The organism is Candidatus Tisiphia endosymbiont of Ceraclea dissimilis, assembly GCF_964030735.1.
GTDB lineage: Bacteria > Pseudomonadota > Alphaproteobacteria > Rickettsiales > Rickettsiaceae > Tisiphia.
Map to the genome: position 1 here is coordinate 1,195,694 of NZ_OZ034917.1, position 22,384 is coordinate 1,218,077.

At 33.1% G+C, this 22,384-nt stretch carries 17 protein-coding genes; 8 read left to right on the plus strand and 9 right to left on the minus strand.

From position 1 onward, the window contains the following. Window positions 1–58: 58 nt before the first annotated feature. The 4 genes from pheT to ACQH1V_RS05715 form a co-directional block, all read right to left on the minus strand. Entirely contained in the window at window positions 59–2,440 is a 2,382-nt protein-coding gene (gene pheT / locus ACQH1V_RS05700) for a phenylalanine--tRNA ligase subunit beta (protein ID WP_425360137.1), read from the minus strand. Beyond that, window positions 2,437–3,486 carry a phenylalanine--tRNA ligase subunit alpha gene (gene pheS / locus ACQH1V_RS05705; protein ID WP_425360138.1) on the minus strand — a complete coding sequence of 350 codons (1,050 nt, stop codon included), beginning with the start codon at window positions 3,484–3,486 and terminating at the stop codon, window positions 2,437–2,439. The genes pheT and pheS overlap by 4 nt, the downstream gene beginning before the upstream one ends. A 228-nt stretch (window positions 3,487–3,714) precedes the next feature. After that, window positions 3,715–4,257 carry an IS630 family transposase gene (locus ACQH1V_RS05710; protein ID WP_425360139.1) on the minus strand — a complete coding sequence of 181 codons (543 nt, stop codon included), beginning with the start codon at window positions 4,255–4,257 and terminating at the stop codon, window positions 3,715–3,717. Beyond that, on the minus strand, window positions 4,251–4,754 hold the full coding sequence (locus ACQH1V_RS05715) for a helix-turn-helix domain-containing protein (RefSeq protein WP_341748510.1): 504 nt from the start codon (window positions 4,752–4,754) through the stop codon (window positions 4,251–4,253). Before ACQH1V_RS05715 ends, ACQH1V_RS05710 begins: the two co-directional genes overlap by 7 nt. Window positions 4,755–5,063: 309 nt before the next feature. On the opposite strand from ACQH1V_RS05715, the gene ACQH1V_RS05720 reads away from it, so the two are divergent. Beyond that, window positions 5,064–6,881, plus strand: a complete 1,818-nt coding sequence (locus tag ACQH1V_RS05720) for an AAA family ATPase (RefSeq protein WP_425360140.1) — start codon at window positions 5,064–5,066, stop codon at window positions 6,879–6,881. A 255-nt stretch (window positions 6,882–7,136) separates the two neighbouring features. Here the strand turns inward: ACQH1V_RS05720 and ACQH1V_RS05725 are convergent, their stop codons facing one another. The 3 genes from ACQH1V_RS05725 to rseP form a co-directional block, all read right to left on the minus strand. After that, window positions 7,137–8,309: a hypothetical protein gene (locus tag ACQH1V_RS05725; RefSeq protein WP_425360141.1), complete on the minus strand. Its 1,173-nt coding sequence runs from the start codon at window positions 8,307–8,309 to the stop codon at window positions 7,137–7,139. 519 nt (window positions 8,310–8,828) lie between these two features. Then, window positions 8,829–11,138, minus strand: a complete 2,310-nt coding sequence (gene bamA / locus ACQH1V_RS05730) for an outer membrane protein assembly factor BamA (RefSeq protein ID WP_425360891.1) — start codon at window positions 11,136–11,138, stop codon at window positions 8,829–8,831. Window positions 11,139–11,201: 63 nt separating this feature from the next. Beyond that, on the minus strand, window positions 11,202–12,296 hold the full coding sequence (rseP, locus tag ACQH1V_RS05735; RefSeq protein ID WP_425360142.1) for an RIP metalloprotease RseP: 1,095 nt from the start codon (window positions 12,294–12,296) through the stop codon (window positions 11,202–11,204). A gap of 92 nt (window positions 12,297–12,388) precedes the next feature. Between rseP and nusB the strand changes: the two genes are divergently transcribed. Together nusB and ACQH1V_RS05745 are read left to right on the plus strand one after the other, a co-directional pair. Then, on the plus strand, window positions 12,389–12,910 hold the full coding sequence (gene nusB / locus ACQH1V_RS05740) for a transcription antitermination factor NusB (protein ID WP_341749055.1): 522 nt from the start codon (window positions 12,389–12,391) through the stop codon (window positions 12,908–12,910). Further along, window positions 12,900–13,634: an RlmE family RNA methyltransferase gene (locus ACQH1V_RS05745; protein ID WP_341749054.1), complete on the plus strand. Its 735-nt coding sequence runs from the start codon at window positions 12,900–12,902 to the stop codon at window positions 13,632–13,634. Before nusB ends, ACQH1V_RS05745 begins: the two co-directional genes overlap by 11 nt. On the opposite strand, the gene ACQH1V_RS05750 is transcribed toward ACQH1V_RS05745, so the two are convergent. Continuing rightward, window positions 13,614–14,771 carry a hypothetical protein gene (locus ACQH1V_RS05750; protein WP_094649229.1) on the minus strand — a complete coding sequence of 386 codons (1,158 nt, stop codon included), beginning with the start codon at window positions 14,769–14,771 and terminating at the stop codon, window positions 13,614–13,616. The two genes, ACQH1V_RS05745 and ACQH1V_RS05750, sit on opposite strands and share 21 nt — an antisense overlap. A 330-nt stretch (window positions 14,772–15,101) precedes the next feature. On the opposite strand from ACQH1V_RS05750, the gene ACQH1V_RS05755 reads away from it, so the two are divergent. From ACQH1V_RS05755 to holA, 3 genes are read left to right on the plus strand one after another with little or no spacing between them, the layout of a single operon-like run. Next, on the plus strand, window positions 15,102–17,261 hold the full coding sequence (locus ACQH1V_RS05755; protein WP_425360143.1) for an Rne/Rng family ribonuclease: 2,160 nt from the start codon (window positions 15,102–15,104) through the stop codon (window positions 17,259–17,261). Continuing rightward, window positions 17,258–17,773, plus strand: coding sequence for a hypothetical protein (locus tag ACQH1V_RS05760; RefSeq protein ID WP_425360144.1), 516 nt, complete (start codon window positions 17,258–17,260; stop codon window positions 17,771–17,773). The genes ACQH1V_RS05755 and ACQH1V_RS05760 overlap by 4 nt, the downstream gene beginning before the upstream one ends. 24 nt (window positions 17,774–17,797) lie before the next feature. Beyond that, the gene (holA, locus tag ACQH1V_RS05765) at window positions 17,798–18,787 is read left to right on the plus strand and encodes a DNA polymerase III subunit delta (RefSeq protein WP_425360145.1); all 990 of its coding nucleotides are present in this window, start codon (window positions 17,798–17,800) and stop codon (window positions 18,785–18,787) included. Window positions 18,788–19,009: 222 nt separating this feature from the next. On the opposite strand, the gene ACQH1V_RS05770 is transcribed toward holA, so the two are convergent. Next, complete coding sequence (locus ACQH1V_RS05770) at window positions 19,010–20,050, minus strand: hypothetical protein (RefSeq protein WP_425360146.1); 1,041 nt, start codon at window positions 20,048–20,050, stop codon at window positions 19,010–19,012. Between the two features lie 660 nt (window positions 20,051–20,710). Here ACQH1V_RS05770 and hemB point away from each other — a divergent pair. Further along, the gene (gene hemB, locus ACQH1V_RS05775; RefSeq protein WP_425360147.1) at window positions 20,711–21,712 is read left to right on the plus strand and encodes a porphobilinogen synthase; all 1,002 of its coding nucleotides are present in this window, start codon (window positions 20,711–20,713) and stop codon (window positions 21,710–21,712) included. A 10-nt stretch (window positions 21,713–21,722) separates the two neighbouring features. After that, window positions 21,723–22,361, plus strand: coding sequence for an SCO family protein (locus ACQH1V_RS05780; RefSeq protein WP_425360148.1), 639 nt, complete (start codon window positions 21,723–21,725; stop codon window positions 22,359–22,361). Window positions 22,362–22,384 lie beyond the last annotated feature (23 nt).

A 22,384-nucleotide genomic window follows, 5' to 3' on the forward strand; every position in this document is an offset into this window, starting at 1 on the left:
ATTAATCCAACTAAGTCAAGTATTCGGCTAAAAAAAGTTACTTTACCAGAAATTTTATTTATTCTCTTAATTTACCTTGGAATTTCTCGTAAGCAGTTGCAATAACTTCCTGGTTTAATAAATTTAAGTCTGCTTCATTTAACGTCCGATCATCTGCTTGAAATTGCACTTTAATTGCCACCGATTTTTTACCGGAAGGCAGTTTATCTCCTGAATAAACATCAAATAGATCAACTGATTTTATCAGTTTTTTATTAGAATTTTTGATATAAGCAATTATCTTGCCAACCGGTTGTTCTAGATCAACTACAAAAGCATAGTCTCTAAAGGTTGGTTGGAAGTCGGAAACAATAAACTCGTCTCTTTTAGCAAATTTTGCTTTAGCAAATGGTATATTGGCAATATTTATCTCAAAGGCAAATATCTGGCAGTCAATATCAAAATATTTTAATATAGAGGGATGAATTTGTCCAAAATATGCTATGACATTCTTACCAAGTTTTATAATGTTTGAGTTTGTCGGATGGTAATAAGGTAAATCAACAGGAGCAAATTGGCACTTATCAATAGGTAAACCTGTATAATTTAAAACATTTTCTAAGTCAGATTTAATGTCAAAAACATCTACGGGGCGGGCTGTAGAATGGCAATCTTTTTCGTTATATAGCCCACATCTTATCGCCGAAGCAAAAATCAATTCGCCATCGGATGTGCAAGAGTTAAAGATTGGTCCCAATTCCATCAAAGCAATATCTTTGATGGATCTTGTTAGATTCTTTTGCACTAATTTAAGTAATTTGGCAATGATGCTAGGTCGCATATAATTATTATCAACATTAATAGGATTTAGCAAAAATAGCTCCTCTTTTATTGGAGCAAATAATTTTGCTATTTCACTATCCATGAATGAGTTTGTTACTACCTCATCATACCCGCAACTGGCTAAAATTCTTTTAATATCAGAAACTCTTCGTTGTTCTTTAGGTACAATCCTTGCTAGTTGTATCTCTGGTAATTTAACCGGCTGTAACTTGTCATAACCGTAAATACGAACAATCTCTTCAACAATATCTTCTTTAATTGTGATGTCATGTCGCCAGGAGGGTATGGTAAGTTTGAGACTATCACCTATATCTACTACAATAAAACCAAGCTTCTTTAGAATATCACAAATCTCGGTTTGGCTTAGGTTTAGACCGGTTATTTTAGCTAGGCAATTGATAGGGAAGACCAGGGATTTTTGCTCAAGGGTGAGTTCCCCATTATACACTATATCAGAAATTTCACCTCCACAAATAGCTAAAATCATTTTACTTGCAATATTTAAGGCTTTTAAGGTAAATTTTTGATCAATATTACGTTCAAAACGATAACGCGAATCAGTATCAATCTGCAGATGCCTACCAGTTTTAGTAATATATTTAGCAGAAAAACATGCCGCTTCTAGCAGAATATTTTGTGTTTCAAGCCCACAGCTACTACTATCTCCTCCTATAATACCAGCAAGAGCAAGTACTTGTCCGTCATCTTGCACTACCAAATCTCCTGCATCTAAATCATATTCTTTGCCATTTAAAGCTGCAAATTTAGTTTTTTCTTTAAGAGTTGCAACTTGGATATTATCTGATAATTTACTTCTATCATAGGCATGCATTGGTTGCCCGAAGCTATATGATATGTAGTTAGTAACGTCCACTATAGCCGAAACTGGTTTTACGCCAATATTTTGCAATAATTGTTTTAACCAATCAGGGCTTAGCCTATTTTGTAAATTTCTTATTTCTCGAAATCCGAATAAAGGACACGCCTCTTTATTTTCTACTTGTAAACTCAAGCTAGATTTAAATTCTCCGGCAATTTCCGCTGTCTCTAGTTCTTTAAGTGTACCAATACCACTAGCAGCAAGATCTCTAGCTATACCATAGACGCCAAGAGCATCGCCACGATTGGGGGTAACATTAATATCAAAGACAGGATCGTTATACCCATAATATTGTATAAGTGACTCGCCTACTTTAGCCTCTTGCGGTAGTTCTATGATACCTTCTGAATTAGTACCAAGTAATAATTCCTCTTCCGAACATAGCATACCACAACTTTTTTCTCCACGAATTACTGATTCTTTAATTTTAAATTTACCATTTGGAATTTCACAACCAATTTTTGCCAATACTACTTTAATATTCTCCCTAGCATTGCTTGCTCCGCAAACTATCTGTAAAATTCCTTCATTAGTTTGGACTTGACATATCTTAAGTTTATCTGCCGAAGGATGGGGTTTAGTAGCTAGTATGTGAGCTACTTCAAAATCTTTTAGCTCCGCCCTTCTATCTACGATTTCTTCTACTTCTAGACCTAGCATAGTCAAGCGTTCAGCAATATCTGTAACAGAAACATCTGTATCTAAGAATTTTTTTAACCATGATAGAGTAAATTTCATCTTGTTAACCCCCCAGCTAGAGTTGGTATATCAAAAGCAGAGAAATTATAGTGTTTTAACCATCTTATATCTCCTTCAAAAAATTGCCTAAGATCTTTGATCCCGTATTTTAACATAGCAAAACGTTCAACACCTAGCCCAAAAGCAAACCCTTGATAATGATCACTATCTACATTAACATTTTTCAGAACGTTTGGATGAACCATACCGCAACCAAGTACCTCAAGCCATTTATTGCTATCGGGCATCTTAATATCCACTTCGGCAGATGGTTCAGTAAATGGGAAGAAACTTGGTCTAAAACGTATTTCAATATTTGTTTGTTCAAAAAAGTCTTTGATAAATTCCGTGATAAGGTATTTTAAATGCCCCATATTAATATTTTCATCGAGTACTAGACCTTCAATCTGATGGAACATTGGTGTATGTGTCATATCGGAATCTGATCTATAAGTTCTACCAGGAGCAATAAACCTAAAAGGCGGTTTATCATTTTGCATGGTTCTAATTTGTATTGTTGAAGTGTGAGTACGTAGTAACAGAGGATCGGCTCCTTCTTTTGCTTTTAGGTAAAAAGTGTCATGCATCTGCCTGGCAGGGTGGTCTTCATAAAAATTGAGGGCAGTGAAATTATACCAGTCATTTTCGATATTTGGACCATCCTTAATGGTTAGCCCAAATTTTGCAAATATTTGAATTAATTCTTCGGTAGCTTGGGTAATTGGGTGAATGCTCCCCTTCTTGTACTGTCTAGCTGGAATGGTTAAATCTGTCTTTTCTTCAGCAAATTGCTTATTTAATTCAAATTCTTCCAAAATAGTTTGTTTTGCTTGTAGCAAATTACTAATCTGCTCTTTAAGCAGATTAACTATCTCACCTAACTTTTTGCGATCATTTGGTTCAAGATCGCCCAGTTTTTTCATTTCTTGAGTGAGTAAACTTTTTTTGCCAAGAAACTCTACCCTAATTTGTTGTAACCCTGATAAAGTTTGAGTTGCCTCGATACTGCTTTGAGCAGATTCTAATATTTGGTTTAGATTATCCATAATTAAGTTAATTTAAGTAATAATATCAAGTAAATTAAAGGAGATTAGACTAAGTTTCATCAGATGTCTAGATTAAATAAATTATTATTGTTGTTTCGGATTGCTAACCCGACTAACATCTCGCAATTCTCCAAAGTCATTGCGAGCTGATGTATCCCCACGAAATTGTTGCAAAATAACACGAGTTGCCAATTATACCAATTGAAACAATTAACGCGGTATATTAATCTACTCTCTATACATAATTAATTTTACTAAAGTTACATTTTTACTAAGTTGATTCCAGGCATAGCAAGCATTAGCAACGATATCTTCGTATACACCGTAACATTGATTAGATAGGAAGTGATTTTTGATCCACTGCCAAATTTGTTCCATCGCATTTAATTCCGGTGCGTATGGCGGAAGCGGTACCAAGGTAATGTTACTTGGAATAATTAATTTTTTCGCTGCATGCCACCCGGCATTATCTGTTAATAATGCAACATGCCTACCAGAATCAATAGTTAAAGAAAATTCATCTAAGAACTTATTCATTGAATCAGTATTGGTATATGGTAAAATTAACGCAAAAGATTCGCCCGTATCATGGCAAGCAGCTCCATAGATGTATGTTGAGATAAATTGTTGTTGCCTTACTTTCCTAGGTCTGCTCCCACGTTTAGCCCATATGCGACTTAAACTACCTTGCTGCCCAATTCGAGTTTCATCCTGTGACCAAATGTCAACCTTACTCCAATCAATATCTTTTGGTAATAATACTTTTAGCATATTGGCGAAGTTTTTTTATATGTATTTTGAGTTGCTTGATTAGATTTTGGGTGTACTGAACGAGAAGTAATCCAGCTAAAACCAAGTCGATGTATAGTGTTATAAACTGTTTTTAAACTACATTTAATACCATATGTTTCAAATAACATATTATGTAATTCCTTTCCTGTTATATAACCACCTGTCTTACTTTCACTCAACATATTTATTTTATCAGACAAAAAAGATTCTTGTAAGCTATTGAATTTTCTAAACGCACCACTCCTATGCGATTCAAATAATCCATCAAAGCTAGAGTTTCTAAATCTTCTAAGCCAAGATTGTACTGTTTTCCAGTGCGATCCAACTATTATCGATACAGTTTTCAATGACTTGCCTGATTGCAGGTGATGCATTGCTAATAAGCGTATGCGATTTCTTCCGTGCGACTCGTTTTTCATTAGGCATATGAAATCATGCTCATGAAAACCTTTTGGTAATATTAATGTTCTTGCCATTTTAGTACCTGCTCAAGTTTATATTCCCATATTATAATATACCTCCTTAACTATTTCAATTGGTATAATACCAGAGTATAAATTTATGTAAGGTACTAAAGGATTAATATACCGTGTCAATTATTTCAATTGGTATTATATGGTTAAGCTAGGCACTGTTAACAAAGGTATTTAACCAACTAGTTATCATGTTTTTAGTACAAATTATAAAAAAGAAATTTTTATAGCAAAATTTTACTAATTAGCTATTAGTGGAGAATAAAAAAGTAGTATAATGGGTATTATAGTTGGAAGGAACAGGTGAAAACAATGATAGAAGAAAAAGATAAAGATAATATTAATTATCAGCCAAGAATGTTTGTTGGTACCGATGACTTCAAGACATTATTGCTAAATAGCGATGTATTTGTTGATAAGAGTCTAATGATCAAAGAATTATTAGAAGATAGTGGAGCAGTTACACTCATTACTCGCCCAAGGCGGTGGGGGAAGAGCTTGAATATGGATATGGTGCGAAGATTTCTAGAAATAGAAGTGGATGAGTATGGGATACAATTGCCGCAAGAACAAAGAGTTAATTATAAGCTGTTTAGTGGAGGAGAGGTAGATTTAGGTTTTGATGAGACTAAAGAACTAAAGCCATTAAAAATTGCTAATGTAGCAAACTCTATGAAACGTCAAGGTCAATTCCCAGTTATTATTATAAGTTTCAAGGGCGTTAGGGGAAGTAGTTATCAGGAGATTGAAAGTAAAATCAATTATCAAGTAATACAGTTATTTAGTAATTATCGTTATTTGGAGACTTATTTAACAGATAAGGAAAATTTATTAAATGATGCACAAAAGAAACAATTAACTCGATATTTTTCTGGAGAATTTAACAAAGTAGAACTTGAGAATAGTTTGAAATTTCTAAGCGACTTACTTTATAAACATTTTAATCAAAAAGTTTACATACTAATTGACGAGTATGATACGCCAATTAATAGTGCCTATATGAAGTTTGGCAGTAATCTAGAAGAGTTTGAGGAAGTACTATCTCTATTCCGGGCAATATTTGGTAATAGTCTTAAAACCAATGATTCATTACAAAAAGGTGTTATTACCGGCATATTGCGTGTTGCTAAGGCTAATTTGTTTTCAGATTTGAATAATTTAACTGAATGTAGTTTACTAGATGAAAGATTTTCTAGCAGTTACGGATTTACTCAAGCAGAAGTTGATGAACTATTAACTAAAGTACCAACCACTACAAAGCCAGAAGAGATTAAAAATTGGTATAATGGCTATAATTTTGGTGGAGAAGTCATTTATAATCCATGGTCAATTATGCAATGTTTGGCAAGTAAAGGCAAGCTTGATCACTATTGGATTGATAGTGGTGGGACTGATTGGATTGATCATATACTGCTCTCAGATGAGATGCAACAAAATATCCAGGCTTTAGTTGCAGGAAAAACGATTACTTCTTCTATTACTAAACATATAAATTTTGCTGATATTAACAAACCAGAAGGGTTATTTAGCTTATTATTATTTAGTGGTTATCTAAATCCTGCAGCCAAGATGTCAGAACAAGATATTTACGAACTATCTATCCCTAATTATGAGGTAAAATATATCTACCAAAAAAGAATGGTGCAGTGGGTTAGTAAACAATTAGATATTGATAATTCTGGCTATTATTCTTTCGTTACTTTATTACCAGATGGTAGAATAGAGGAGTTTAAGGAGCGTCTGCAGGAATTGTTACTTAATTCTACTAGTTTTCACCAAACAGGAGAGAAAAAAGCCGAATTATTTTATAGTGGCTTTATGCTCGGCTTTATTAATATGTTAGCTCCTAATTATATAATATCAAGTGAACAAGAATCAGGGGATGGCAGAGCTGACGTTGTGATGATTCCAAAAATTGGCAAAGGTGATAAAGCGATGATTATCGAGTATAAAATCGCTAAATCTTCGGAAGACTTAGGCTCTATAGCTAAATCTGGCTTACAACAAATTATTAATAGAAAATATGATAGTAAAATAAAAGAGCATTCACATGTAAAACAAATATTAAAAATTTCGATGGCATTTTGTGGAAAAAATATGGAGTTAGAATATGAAATAACGAAGCTCTAATGATGAGCGTAAGCACTTGTATAATAAGCAATTTGGTATCTGACTGGGTTCGGAAATTGTTCACTACGCCCCGCCAGTTACTTATTACCCTTCCAGGGATTTTGTAATTTTATAAAGCAATTCATATGCTCCATATATGCTCCTTACGAATTGGAAAATAAAGAGTATATTTGCCCTCAATCCCTCTTTAGTATTGCTGTTCAGCTGGAGGGATTATGCAACAAATAGTCAACTCTTCCTCCATCCATACCGATATTATATCTTCTTGTATTGGTCAACAGATGGCTGGTTAAATGGATCGATTTTTAGGTAATTAGCAATTAGCATAGTACTCAACATTGTATGGATAATTTGATCTATAATTGCATACTCATCGATATGTACAAAATTCTCTAGCATCGCTGGTCGCTTGACTTGCACTAATGCATTATATATATTGTTAGCATGAGCAGCTAAACTCCTCGCAATCTCTGAGTTCTCTTTATTGTTAGTAATAATTTTATAAAATTTATCATCCGGACCTTCTAAATAAAGTTGCAACTGACTATGCTGATCGAATGTCCCTTTGGCAATTATAGGGGTTATACCAAAGCCATTCTTACCAAGTGATTCAGCTATAATTTGTTGTTGCCATCTATATAAACCATCTAATTGGTAACTATAATTAAACATAACTAACATATGTCTATTTAAAGAATATTGATTGAGGTAATACGCAGCTATCTCACAAATATTATAGTCAATTGATGAGAAGTTGGTGACGTCGTCGCTCAATGCTCGCCTATTATTTATAGGTGTCGCTCCATCGCTCCTGCTATCTACTTCTCCTGAATTGACTATAGAGCCATCAAGGATAATATCTGATATTTTCTGGGAAGCAGCTGCAACAACTTTGCCTACATCAACTCCTGCAATTGCTGCTGGTAGTAAAGAGGCGTTAGAAATTATACCAAATCTTCCACTGCTTACATTATCATGCTCTAAACAATTTGCACCAAAAGACTTTGCTAAATTATATAACAAATTATTACTAAACGGTACTGTTACATAAACATTTTGAGAAGGAACGTGCAAAACTTCTAAAACATACTTAGTTAATAAATAGGTTTCATTGGTATTTCCAGACCTACTCAATGAAAAAAACACTGCCTTATCTAAGTTAACTACTGCCAATTTTTTATCAATTGCTAACTGATCTAAATTATCAAGATATATTAGCCTTTTAGTGGCTACTGCCTTCATACTTAGCAATGCCCTAATATTTAGGCAAGATGCACCAAAACCTATAATAATCACAGTATCATATTTTGCAGTAAGCTGAACGGCAAGATTCTTTATTTGATCTTGCTTAATCAGGTCAAACCTTAAGAAATCATATTTATTGGATTTAATCTGTAAAAGAAGATCGTTATATAGTTTGCTCAGCATTTAATCTCCGCTTAATAGATTTCCCCGCTTCTCGTTGTCATTCTTAGTAATGGCGAGAATCTAGCCCCCTGCTTACGCAGGGGTGACACCACAACTGTTGAAAGTTAGAAGGTAAAGCGGGTTTTAGATAGGTTTTCCGCTATTAGCGAGACCACGCAAGTAGGTCCGTGGCAATCCACATTCATTAGATTGCTTCGTCGGCTTATGCCTCCTCGCAATGACGTATAAACCTACAACCCGTCATCATCGTAATGACGTTTTGGTAAAAATGCTCGTCATTGCGAGCGAACGTATGTGAGCGTGGCAATCCACATTCATTAGATTGCTTCGTCGTGCTTTAGCACTCCTCGCAATGACGTTGACCACATACGATTTTTAAACTATCCGGTCTAAAACCGCTTCCTCTTCTAACTTTCAACAGTTGTGGGGGTGACACTAAGTCGAGCAGGAATGACACTAAGTTGAGCATAAATGACATCCTTGCGTGTAATGTTAGCCCGGTTCTTTACACCTTTCATGTTAAAAATGTGTAGAGAACTTTAGATGGAAAGTTTGCTTCTCATCATAAGGTCGCTTCTTAATTGGCCAAGCCCAGTCCATTCTGATAGGGGCAAAGCGAGTGACCCAGATAAAGCCAACTCCAACAGAAGCCCGAAGCGACTTATCATTATAAAAACTATCAGCTTTATAGGTACTTTTAGAATTTAATCTTACCCCCCACAGACTACCAGCATCTATAAAAACAGCACCAGTCAAATTAAAGTCTTCTGGTAAACCAGTCGGAAAATTAAGTTCTGTTGAAACTGTATAATATTTTTCTCCACCAAGACCTTCATTTGTTCTTTTCTCTCTCGGGCCTATTCCACTGGCAGCAAATCCTCTAAGACTATAATCACCCAAATTAAAGCGATCAGAAATTCTAACAGTTTTACCTCCAACACCCATTATATTACCGACACTACTAGCAATTTTCAAAGTAAATTTATTATTGATAAAAGATTTAAAATACTTACCGTCTAGTTCATGTTTTAGATATTTATTATTACCTCCAACACCAGCAAATTCCTGGGTACCACTTATAACGTAACCATTTTTAGGAACAATCCTACTATCAAGTTGATCATAAGTGATAGTATGCCCAATGGCAGATGTTACGAATTTTCCCATTTGTTCATTTAAGAATATAGAACCCGGATTGCCTGGAGAGCTTAATACTTCTCTTTTAATAGTATGGTCAATTTCATGACTTAAATCTTCGGCAATATCATAACCAAGAGAGGTTTTGAGTCCTATAGATTTTAACGTATAATTTTGATCTCCTTGTGAAAGGAATGAAGTACCACGACCGCTATAATTATTGAAAGCATTGAAACCTAGCGATAAGTCTTTATCAAGAAAATGAGGCTCGGTTATGCCGCCATAGTAGCTAATACTTTTTTTCCCTACTTGCACTCCAGCATTTAACAATTTTCCGGTACCAATTAAATTGCGTTCTAAGAATGATATACGTCCAAATGGTCCGCCTGCTGTATTATAGCCAGCATCAAAACTAATTGATGACGTTGATTTTTCCTCAACATCAATATTAATATCATATTTATCTTTTCGTTCTGTGGGCGTGACGCTAATAAGTACTTTTTCAAAATAATCTAAATTACGTAAATTTCGATCACCTTTCTCAATATAAGAACGATTAAATATATCTCCTTCAGAAATTTTAAATTCTCGCCTAATAACTTTATCTTCAGTTTTTAGATTATTAGTAATATTAATTTGATTAATATATACTTTATCTGCCTTATCTATCACAAATTTAACATCGACAGTATGATCTGGATTTTTACCACTTACATCGGGATAAACACTAATTCCTGGATAACCTTGACTGGCAAAATATGCAGTAAGTTTATTAGTTATTTTATTTAAACGATTAATATTGAATGTTTCACCGGAAGTAACATTAATATATTTGTTAATTTCATTTAGATCAATATTAGGCAGTTTATTGTCAATAGTAATGTTGCCCAATTTATATTTTGCTCCTTCATCAATAGAATAAGTGATGGTAAAATATTCCTTGGTTGGATTTAGCTCTGCTGTAGCAGAAATAACGCGGAAATCGGCAAATCCTACTGATTGATAAAATTCCTTTAGTAATTCTTTATCATACGCCAAACGATCTGGATCATAGGTATCATTAGTTTCTAAAAAACTAAACCATTTCGATTGTTTGGTTAGGATAACAGATTGCAGTTCATTAGTACGATAATTATTATTTCCTTGGAAATAAATTTGTTTAACTGTTGTTTTAGGTCCTTCTGCAATATCAAAAGTAACTCTTACTCGATCATTCTCAAGCTTTTCGATTTGTGGGGTGACAGTTGTCGAATAACGACCGGAACGTTTGTACATCTCCTTAATCTTCTCGACATCCAGTTGGATTTTAGCCCGACTCATTGACTCACCGGTCATAGTAAGCATTTCCTTCGATAATACAGAGGTTTTGATTTTAGAATTACCTTTGAATATTACCTTAGCAATAAAAGGAGTTTCTGAAACAGTAACTATCAAATTGCCACCACTTACTAGTCTAATAGTTATATTCTCAAATAAAGATGTTGCGTAAAGATTTTTGATTGCTTCATCTGCTCTTGACGAATTATATTCTTCTCCAACTTGAAGCTTTAAATAATTTTCAATAGTTGAGGTTTCAATCCTTTTGTTACCTTGAATAGTTATTTCTTTAACATACTCAGCTGATAAAGCGGAGATATTATATAAAATAGTTGTTGCCAAAATAGCTATTTTAATAGTTGGTTTGACTTTTATTTTCACAAGAACCTTCTTTTCTTTAATATTTTAATTTTAGAGTAACGGATATGGTTAACTTAATTATTTAAAAACTAAGTTTTTTATATCATTTGACAGAGAAATTACAATAAGAAAAATAATTATCCCTATACCTAATCTTAGTATAACATTTTTTATTGCCCCACTAAGTGTTTTACCAAAAATTATTTGATATATTATAAATACTAAATGTCCACCATCCAGAACTGGAATTGGTAGCAAATTAAGTAAACCTAGATTAATTGATATCATAGCAACAAATAGGGCAAAGCTTGCTACTCCTTGTTCTAAAGATTTTCCTGATTCTTGGGCAATGGTAATTGGTCCACCAATTTCATTTAATGATCTTGTCCCCATTAACATTTGTCCAAAATGTCCTAAAATTAAATTTGAGATATAAATAACGTCTACGGATCCTTGATAGATACTTTGAAAAATATTCATTTTAATATAAATAGGCTCATTTTTAGCAATAATTCCTATATAAGGTCTTTTTAGATTAGGATGATTATCTAGTTTTTTCTCTACCGGAATTATAGAAATGTCTATAACCTCACCATTTCTGTCAACTAAAAGATGGAGAGGCTTGATTCCATTGGTTAATAGGTTGTTTTGTAAATCGGCGATACTGTTAATTTTATTATTATTCACTATAATAATTTTATCGTTTTTTGTAAGTCCAGCTAGTTCTGCAGGGGAATTAGCTACCACTTCACCAATTATTGGTGGTATCTCTATTTGACCGTGAGAAAAATAAATAGTTGTGAATATTACAATGGCTAACAAGTAATTAGCTATAGGTCCAGCGGCTACAATTAAGAATTGGGCATAGAGAGGCTTGCTAAGAAAGGCGTAATGTGACGGATTCGGATGCTCTAAAGAACCGGATTCCCAAGATTTGGGTTTTTCCAATGTTGCAGGGTCAAATCCATAAATTTTAACGTAACCACCGAAGGGTATGGCACAAATTTTCCATTTTACGCCATCTTTGTCTATTTTAGAGAATAGTTCCTTGCCAAAACCTATCGAGAATTCCTCGACTTTTACTCCAAACATTTTAGCTACGTAATAATGACCAAACTCATGAACAAATACTAATAGGCTGATGGTCAGAATAAATCCGAATATTGATAACATACAACTCATTATTTTTTTAAGAGGTTTACTAAGTTATACTTTTTTGCTATAGGTAATAGATTAAATATGTTACAATACTGTTGAAAAATTTTATGACCTCAGCCAAAATTAACACCAAAACGATAGCACGCATTGCTGCGGTACAAGCAATTTATCAGTATAAACCGGAAGATCCTAAGTGCAACATAGAAAAAATCATACAGCAAATTATTCAATTCTATCAAGATGAGAGAGCGGCTAATAGTTTAACAACCAATCTAACAGCTAGTTTAAATAAACCAATAAAAGTAAAATTAAGTATAAGCCATTTTGAATTGTTAGTAAAGTCTGTAGTTGTAAATCTACCTCAAATTGATAAGATGATATCAAGGCATTTAACAGCTGAATGGCAAATTACTAGCTTACCTATTCTGCTTCTTGCTCTTCTGCGTGTGGCAATTTGTGAATTACAATTTTTTCCAAATGTACCGAATAAAGTGGTAATTAATGAATTCACCGACATTACAAATGATATGTTGAGCGAGGGCGAGGTTGGTTTTGTTAATTCTGTATTGGATAGAATTGCTAAAATATCTAGCGAAAACTTTGAAGAGATTGCCGATCATGACATCTAACATATCAGGTTTTAGAGGTAAATTTGTTGCCGTTAAAACTGCAAAAAGGCGAAAAACTTCATCAAAAGAGTGGCTTGCACGCCAATTAAATGATCCTTACGTTGCTAAAGCCAAGCTTGATGGTTACAGATCCAGGTCAGCTTATAAATTGCTGGAAATTCATGAGAAGTTTAATTTGTTAAAACCAGGGATGAAATTAGTTGATTTAGGGGCTGCCCCAGGAGGGTGGAGCCAGGTTGCTGCCAAAATTATTAAATCTAATGATTCTGGTATAGTTAATTCAGGAAAATTGGGTAGCAGGAGTGATGGAGCAACGCCCACTAATATGATAATTGCTGTTGATTTGCTTGAGATTGAGCCAATTGTTGGTGTAGATTGTTTGCAAAAAGACTTTTATGCCGAAGATACTGAAGAGACTATTATAAAAATGCTAGATGGTAAGGCTGATATTGTAATGAGTGATATGGCTGCGAACACAACAGGTCATGCAACAACAGATCATATTCGAACTCTTGACTTATGTGAACATGCCCTTGATTTTGCCTTAAAAGTTTTAAAGCCGGGAGGGCATTTTATTGCTAAAATTTTTCGAGGTGGTACAGAAAATAGTGCCTTGAACAGAATTAAACTTAATTTTCATAAGGTTAAGCATTTTAAACCATCTTCTAGCCGTAAAGAGTCAGTAGAGATCTATTTAATCGCTCTAAGTAGGAAATCTGTATAATTTTCGTTTAAAAAAGTACCAAGAATAATAAAGTACAAAAGTCCCAACAACAGTATATGTAGAAAATAGAAAACCTTGTCCATCATAAAGTCCATGTGCTATATAAGAAGATAAAGCTCCAGAATAAATACCAATAGCACACATAGTGAAATATATTGCTAGTGCGGTTCTCAAATCTTGGGCTTCAAATTTACCGGATAATATTAATATATTACAAATAAAAATAGCACATAAACATACACCAATTGTAGAAAGGAGATAGATGTTGCCTATTAAAGTGACCCCATAGTGGGGTAAAAGAATAAAGCTGGCTAAGAGGATAATCATCAGTATTAAGTTAGCAAGATATTTATTGATTATTTTTAATGATAAAATAACAGGTGATATCAAGAAAAATATACTCATAAGAGTATAATGGGAAATAGTGTCTATCTTTGATACAGGAAAGTGTTTTTCTAAAGCAAATTCCTCATAATACCACAATATATCGAAAGTAATATAAGATACCATAAAGCCTGTTAGAACCTGTAATTCTATGTTCTCAATTAAAAATGAAAATCTAGAAACTAAAATTGTATTTTTGTTAATATTATCTCTTTGTAAGCAAGTTATAATAATAAAACTATAAAGTGATACGCATAATAATAACCCATTTGTCGCTGATTCTAGAAATTCGGCTAGTAAATCAACGGTAAATTGTCCAGCTATCCATAGCAAAGAAAAGATAATAAGAGCAAAATATTTATAGTATTTATAGTTATTGGTTAATTCCACTATTTTGATGATAGTAGTGGTTATGTAAGTGTAGTAGGCGGATGCCATTATAATAAAATTGATTTTAAGGATGGTGTAATCCTTGATCATAATTAGGTTTAATATACCTATTATCAGTAAGATTAAACTAATAATGGTAGTTTTGTTGTCACTGATTTTATTAATTAATGGGGTTAAGAATAAACCAGCTATTATATAACCTAACATTTCGATTGATTCGATATGATCTAGCTGATCTCCAGATAGGCCTTTACTTATTAAAAAATCTGGTATTACTAGTGCATTGATGTAAGTAATACATGCGAAAAGAAATACACTAATAAATAATAGCAAAGCTGTTTTTAAATGATTATCTTGGGTCATAAATAATTGTTTGCTAAACTAGATTACATCGTATATAAATTTCTTAATAGAGAGGCGTTTAAGAAGTTTGTGTAATCAAAAGTACATTAGCTTATTCATTAAAATTTGTCTAATTAATTTTATTATGACCATGAATAAAATTTAGGTTTATAGAACAGCGAATTTGCGTAAGATGGCTAAGAAATTTCTAATGGTAGTTATTTATTAGGTTAGTGTACTTAAAACGATATGAATGTTTTTTAAATTTGTCATAATAAATAGATATTGTTTAATGTTGCTAGGTTTGCAAAATATTAGAGATGTACCTAGAAATTTACGAGTAAAAAATTAATGAGTAAGAAAATTATAGTTGATGCTAACTTTCCTAATGAAACAAGGGTAGTATTACTAAATCATAATAATAATATTGAAGATATTGAATATGAAACTGCGATAAAACAGCAAAACAAGGGTAATATATATCTTGCAAAAGTTATAAGAGTTGAACCAGCCTTGCAGGCTGCCTTTATAGATTATGGTCCTGATAAGAGTGGATTCTTACCTTTTACTGAAATTAGCCCATATTATTATAATATACCAGCATCCGATCTTAAATCTTTGCCTTCTATAAACAAATTACAAGAAATCTCTCTTTCAGATATTACCCAAGATGATCTTGTGGAGTCTGAAACAAAGAGAAATTATAATCTGATAATAGATAGTGAAGAAATTGATTTAAATGCTATAGAAAGATTAGTGGACGAAAAAATTCAGGTAGAATTTAATTTAGATGTTCTAGATAATGACATTGAAACAATAAATGTTGAGAGAAGTGATAAAGATGAAGAGAATAAACAAAAGCAATACAAAATTCAAGAAGTAATAAAAAAGGGGCAGATTCTGCTTGTGCAAGTTACCAAAGAAGAAAGAGGTAATAAAGGAGCGTCGTTTACCACCTTTATGTCTCTTGCTGGGAAATATTGTGTTTTAATGCCTAATACGCCCTCCCAGAATGGTGTATCACGTAAGATATCCAATGCTGATGAACGGAGGAGGCTTAAGAATATTGTTAGTAAAATAACTTCAAATAATAGTAGCAGCGTATCAAGTATTATAATTCGTACGGCTGGTGCTGGATGTACTACTTTAGACATCAAAAGAGATTATGATTATTTAGTAAAATTATGGAATAAAATTAGAGAGAGTACCCTTAAATCTATAGCTCCATGTTTTATACATGAAGAAGATGGGCTGATCCAAAAAGTCATCCGGGATATGTGTGATCGTACGGTTAAAGAATTGATAATACAGGGTAGTGAGTCATATCAAAACGCTGTAAGATTCATGAAGGATATATTACCTACAGATATTGGTAAGCTCAAAGAATACAAAAATAAAGTACCAATTTTTACAAAATTTGTTATTGAGGAGCAGCTAACTAAATTATATCAGCCTGTTTTTGCTTTACCTTCCGGTGGGTATATAGTAATAAATCCAACAGAAGCCCTTATTTCGATTGATGTTAACTCAGGCAGAGCAACTGCTGAGAAAAATATTGAAGAAACGGCGTTAAAGACCAACTTGGAAGCTGCCAGAGAAATTGCTCGGCAAATTAAATTAAGAGATTTATCAGGCTTAGTAGTTATTGATTTTATCGATATGTATGATGCTAGAAATCGTAGAATTATTGAGAGATCTTTTAAGGAATTTCTAAGTCGAGATCGGGCAAGAATTCAAACTGCTAATATTAGCCAATTTGGTTTGCTTGAGATGTCTCGGCAAAGATTAAGACCATCATTTTTGGAATCGAATTCATCGATTTGTTCATATTGTAATGGCAAAGGGCTTGTTAGAGCAGATGAGTCAAATGCTATGTTAATTTTACGTACGATAGAGAATGAAATTTTTAATGAAAATATCGATCTAGTAAATGTTTTTGCTAATATTCATTCAGTCATCTATTTACTGAATAATAAGCGTTCAGAAATATCTATAATTGAAGAAAAATATAATTTAAAGTTAAGATTCCACGTTGATCCATCTGCCACTTCTGATAATTATTCAATTGAAAAAATAAAATTGCCAAAAAAATCTAGCCATGCTGGGGCTACTAGTAAACCATTAATTCAAAATCAGTCTTCTAATTATCAAGAAGAAAAGATTAATAAAGAGCCACCTACTAGTTCAAATCCTAATAGAAAGAAGCAAAAATGGAAAACTCCTTATAAGTTAGAAGCTAGTAGTGAGTTAAATAAAAATGTAGAAATAGCAATTGATAACGAAAAAACTGACAAAGAGGTTGTTGAGTCTAGTCAAGAAACTGATAAGGCATTAGTGGTAACTGAGTTGGACAATGAAAATGTTGTTGATACCATTAAGTCAAATCGTAAATATATTGATAAGAAATCAAGTTATACTCGTCCCCCTAGAAGGCGTAACTATAATAAAAACAAAGTGGCTGATAATGGGCAATCTCAGGAATTAGCTAAACAGGAGGGGGCTAATAGTTGATAAAGAGTAGCTTGAGTTTATTAGTAATCGTCACTTACTTGTTTTTATGTACCTCTTGTAGTTTAAGACCTGTATATAGTAATAAATATAGTTTACAAGAATTAAGCCAATTAAGTGCTATTGAAGTTGAGCCAATAGACTCTATTGCTGGGGCAGAATTTTGTTACTATTTGTCTAGTATTCTACCAAAATCTACAACATCAACAACAAAGTATTTATTAAAGGTAAAATTTACCAACAAAATTTTACCGCTTATTATTAAAAAAAATTCTGATGTGTTAAGAGAAACAGTAAGTCAAACTATTCAATATAGGTTAGTTGATGTTGTGACTAATCAACAGGTTACCTCAGGAACATTCCGTCATGTGACCTCTTATAGTACAGCTTCTTCACCTTATCATAGTTATTTAGATAATGATAAGGCATTGGAAGACCTTACAAAACAAGGGGCGAATGAGATACTGGAAAGATTAATTTTATATTTTAAACAAAATATCATTAAAGCAAAATAGCATTAAAGCAAAATAGCATTAAAGATGAAATTCTATCTATCACAAACTATGCAGCTACTTGATAAGGTAGAAAATGGACAAATTAAGGCTCTGTTACTTTATGGTCCAGATAAAGGGTATATAGATAAAGTTTGTAAAGCCTTAGTAAAGAAATTTGATTTACTAAAAACCTCTATAGAATATTCAGAGATTAAATCTCGGTCGCTTGAAACTTTAGTTAATACCCAAAATTTCTTTATGCAAAAACAATTGATTACTGTAAGATCAGTTGGAGAATCTATAGATAAATCTTTAAAACTTGCTCTTAGTAAAGATTCAGTGCATTTCTTAGTGTTTATTGCTGATGAATTATCAACTGCTTCTAGCATACGTAAATTCTTTGAAACGGAAACTTATTTGGCTTCTTTAGCTTGTTATCATGATGATGAACAAAAAATTGCTAAGATAATTTTACATAAATGTAATAGTGTAGGGAAGGTTATAAAAGAAGATGCTGTTAACTATTTAACAACTCGCCTAAAAGGTGACCATCAAACGCTAGTTAGTGAAATCGATAAATTAACATATTTTACATTTGATAAAGAGCAAATTACTTTAGATGATGCACGGCAGGTAGTTAGTGATGATTTTATGGGAAATGGGGATAATTTATGTGCTTATTTTTCCTCAAAAGATGCTGATAATTTTTTACAAGAATTCAATAAATTAAAACAACAAAATATTAATGAAGTGCTAATTATCAGAGCATTAATCAGATATTATCTAAATTTATACATCATATTGAGTAAGTTAGAAATTGGTATTGATATAGATGTGGCGGTAAAATCACTATCCCCACCAATTTTTTATAAATATGTGGCAAATTTTAAAAAAGCTGTAAATAAGCTTAAATTAGAGGATTGTATTAAAACACTGAAACATTTGCAGCAAGCAGAAATTGATTACAAGCTAAATCCAGTTGGCTTTGATATATATCAACAAATTTATGTTAAAGTTAATCCGATTAGTATTTAACCAAACTCACAAACGTTATTGCGAGAAGCTACTTTAGTAGCGACAAAGCAATCCATAAAAGTAACCAAAAATGGATTGCCACGACCTACTTGCGTGGTCTCGCAATGACTTATAAGTCTATAACTTGCCATTGCGAGCGTATGTGAGCATGGTAATCCAGAAGCTTGTCAATTGCTTCGCTGCTTTACGGTTTTACTCGTAATGACAGCATGATACCAATAGTTAGATATGGTCTGGTATTTTAGAATGATCCCCTACTAAAACTGGTAAATCTTCCCAAACATCGAGAACAGGCTCTGCATTAGATGATACATTAAGAAGGTTAAATTTATTCCACTCTGAAAATTCGACTGAAGATGCTTTAAGAATAGGAGAGCTTATAGAAGGATGATGGCTCTTACAATTAGTTATTTTAGGAGGAGAAAATGAACGATATAGCTTATTAAACCTGCTTATAGGAACCGCATCATTGCATGTATTTGGATCATTATAATCTAAAATAGGTAATGAACTATATAGCTTAGCCTCATTATTTTCCTTGCCCTCACATGAATTAGTTGTTTCGTCCAATATATGATGCAAATTTGTGCTAGAAACTTTAAAATCATTATTCCATAATTTAGACCAAAAAGTACGATTATCATTTAAGCCCTTACAGACTCCTGTTACAATATTTTTGATATTCTTATTTAAATATTCATGACCCATTTCAGATAATTGAGGGCATAAATGTTCAGTGATTTTATCCCTATCTTTCGGCGAAGATACTCTGGCTAACTTTAAGGCTGTTAATACTATATTATAAGATGCAATCGTGTTATTTACTTTATCACAAAATGCTTTAATATTATCATCAGTGAATTTACTTGAATCAAAATATTCCATATCATGGTGTTTTATAGTCTTACTCAACTGTTTTCTAGTTGAAAAAGACTCTATTGCTGCATTATTAACTGAATTTTTTAAATGTGTAAGGGTTACCATTGGATCAGTTATCTTATCTAACTGATTTTTTAAGTCAGAACAAATATTGTGCAGAGAGTCATTAATTTTATAGAAAGTTACATTGTCCCACTGCACAGGGTCATCTTGAGATTCATTAAATATATTTGCCATATTAAAAATCTTATACTTCCAGTAGTCAATATTTTCAGAATTAGTATCGGCAGTATCAACCGCGGTATTAGCATTGCCAATAATGGTTAGGGGTACTTTTTTCAATACAGCTTTCTTATCTTTACTCGTTGGCATTTGACATTTCATAATCTTCCATAATAATTTTTATTATGGAACATATTTATTGATATTTTATAGTATAAGTCAAGTGGATTTATATCAAAAAGAATAATTTTTATTAATTTTATGTAAAATATTGGATTTTTATGCAATTAAAACATTTTTTTACTTAGTGGCAGAAATTTTTGTGATATATTGCCTAAAAAGAGTATAAACCCTAAGAAACTTTTGTTATTGCAGGGAGTACGTAACCCGGCGAAGTATGTAAGCTGTAATTCCCTCGGGGTTTTGTCCACAACTGTTGAAAGTTAGAAGAGGAAGAGGTTTTAGACCGAATAGTTTAAAAGTCGTATGTGGTCAACGTCTATTAGCGAGAAAGACCGTAGGTCGACGAAGCAATCCATAAGAGTAACCAAAGATGGATTGCCACGACCTACTTGCGTGGTCTCGCAATGACAGAAAACCTATCTAAAACCCGCTTACCTTCTAACTTTCAACAGTTGTGGGGTTTTGTCATTCCCGCGTAGGCGGGAATCTGAGATCCCTGTCTTCGCAGGGATGACACAAAGTCGAGTAGGGACGGTGATACAAAACAGTATTGCTTTGTCGTGTGCTTCGCTAATAGACGTATAGTAATGCTAATCAGGATAGCTGTATTTGTATTAAACTTAAAATTTTGAGAAATGGATGTATCCAACAGTAAGATTAAGAAGAAATAGAAAAACTCGGTGGTTACGAGAATTAGTAGCGGAGAATAGGCTTAGCGTTAATGATTTAGTGCTAGCATTATTTGTTGTTGAAGGGGAAAACCAGCGTCAGGAGATTAGCACCATGCCTGGTATATATAGGTTGTCTATTGATCAAGTAGTATTGACTGCTAGGCAGGCTTATGAGAATGGCATAAATGCCATAATACTTTTTCCCTGTATAGAGGCAAAGTTAAAAAGTGACAATGCGGATGAAGCGTATAATCTAGATAATTTAATGTGTAGGACTATTCGAAGTATCAAAAAGGCTAACATTGATATTGGTGTAATATGTGATGTTGCACTGGATCCTTATACTACGCATGGTCATGATGGTATTTTACATAATGGTGATGTAGATAATGATAAGACGGTTGAAGCTTTGTGTAAACAAGCTTTAGTTTTAGCAAAGGCTGGGGTAGGCATCGTAGCCCCATCTGATATGATGGATGGTAGGATTATGGCAATACGTCAAATGCTAGATTCAGAAGGTTTTATTAATGTTAATATACTATCTTATGCCGCAAAATATGCTTCAAATTTTTATTCGCCATTCAGAGATGCGGTGAGCAGTAATAAGGCAGTTTATCTAGATAAAGCGACCTATCAGATGGATGTACGCAATAGCAGAGAGGCTATGTTAGAGATAGAACATGATCTGGCTGAAGGGGCGGATATGATTATGATTAAACCTGGTATGATGTTTTTGGATATCATAGCCCAAGCGGCAAATAGCTTTAATACTAATATATTTGCCCATCAGGTCAGCGGCGAATATGCTATGTTGAGACTTGCTGCGGAGGTCAATGCCTTAAATTGGCAGGCGGCTTTGATAGAATCGTTATTATGTTTTAAGCGAGCTGGGGCTAGTAACATTGTTACTTATGCCGCGTTGGAAGTAGCTCAGATATTGAATAAACAAGCAATTAATATTGTAGAATAAATAGGATATAATGCAAGAGAAACGTCAGGCTAATGTAATAATAGGAATTATTATAACATTAGGTTTATTAATAACTATTACGTCATTTTATCTGTGGTTATCCTTTGAGACACCGCAGAAGCCTCTTGCTGGTAGAGGAGGGGGGCATAATGATGATGTGCAAATTGGTGGAAAATTTGAGCTAACTGATCAAGATGACAAGATTTTTAATAGTGATAATTTGAAAGGAAAATTGAGTTTGATTTATTTTGGCTTCACTTATTGCCCTGATATTTGTCCTACTTCTTTGCAAAAGATAATGGAGGTCATTAATACTCTTGATAAGTATAAAATTGATGTTGAATTTGTTTTTATTACCATCGATCCCAAACGTGATAGTTCTGATGTTCTTAAGGAATATTTAAAGCATTTTAATTCTAAGTTTATTGGTTTAACAGGTAGCGAACAACAGATTAAAGAAGTGGCTGATAAGTTTAAGGTGTATTATGCTAAAATAGATACTAATAGTGAAGATTATATGTTAGATCACTCTTCTTTCGTTTATTTGATGGATAGACAAGGAAAATATGTAAAGCATTTTTACTTAAATAGTTCAGCTCAAGAGATTATAGAATTTATTAGAGTAATGGAACAGCAGAAAAAATATTAAGATGAATTATTTACTAGTTTCAT

Bases quoted from the DNA above. Each gene is read 5' to 3' on its own strand.
- pheS (WP_425360138.1), bottom strand. From the start codon at position 3,486: ATGGATAATCTAAACCAAATATTAGAATCTGCTCAAAGCAGTATCGAG.
- ACQH1V_RS05750 (WP_094649229.1), bottom strand. From the start codon at position 14,771: ATGACCCAAGATAATCATTTAAAAACAGCTTTGCTATTATTTATTAGT.
- ACQH1V_RS05725 (WP_425360141.1), bottom strand. From the start codon at position 8,309: ATGCTGAGCAAACTATATAACGATCTTCTTTTACAGATTAAATCCAAT.
- pheT (WP_425360137.1), bottom strand. From the start codon at position 2,440: ATGAAATTTACTCTATCATGGTTAAAAAAATTCTTAGATACAGATGTT.
- ACQH1V_RS05770 (WP_425360146.1), bottom strand. From the start codon at position 20,050: ATGAAATGTCAAATGCCAACGAGTAAAGATAAGAAAGCTGTATTGAAA.
- rseP (WP_425360142.1), bottom strand. From the start codon at position 12,296: ATGTTATCAATATTCGGATTTATTCTGACCATCAGCCTATTAGTATTT.
- ACQH1V_RS05755 (WP_425360143.1), top strand. From the start codon at position 15,102: ATGAGTAAGAAAATTATAGTTGATGCTAACTTTCCTAATGAAACAAGG.
- hemB (WP_425360147.1), top strand. From the start codon at position 20,711: ATGTATCCAACAGTAAGATTAAGAAGAAATAGAAAAACTCGGTGGTTA.
- ACQH1V_RS05780 (WP_425360148.1), top strand. From the start codon at position 21,723: ATGCAAGAGAAACGTCAGGCTAATGTAATAATAGGAATTATTATAACA.
- ACQH1V_RS05715 (WP_341748510.1), bottom strand. From the start codon at position 4,754: ATGGCAAGAACATTAATATTACCAAAAGGTTTTCATGAGCATGATTTC.
- nusB (WP_341749055.1), top strand. From the start codon at position 12,389: ATGACCTCAGCCAAAATTAACACCAAAACGATAGCACGCATTGCTGCG.
- ACQH1V_RS05745 (WP_341749054.1), top strand. From the start codon at position 12,900: ATGACATCTAACATATCAGGTTTTAGAGGTAAATTTGTTGCCGTTAAA.
- ACQH1V_RS05710 (WP_425360139.1), bottom strand. From the start codon at position 4,257: ATGCTAAAAGTATTATTACCAAAAGATATTGATTGGAGTAAGGTTGAC.
- holA (WP_425360145.1), top strand. From the start codon at position 17,798: ATGAAATTCTATCTATCACAAACTATGCAGCTACTTGATAAGGTAGAA.
- ACQH1V_RS05720 (WP_425360140.1), top strand. From the start codon at position 5,064: ATGATAGAAGAAAAAGATAAAGATAATATTAATTATCAGCCAAGAATG.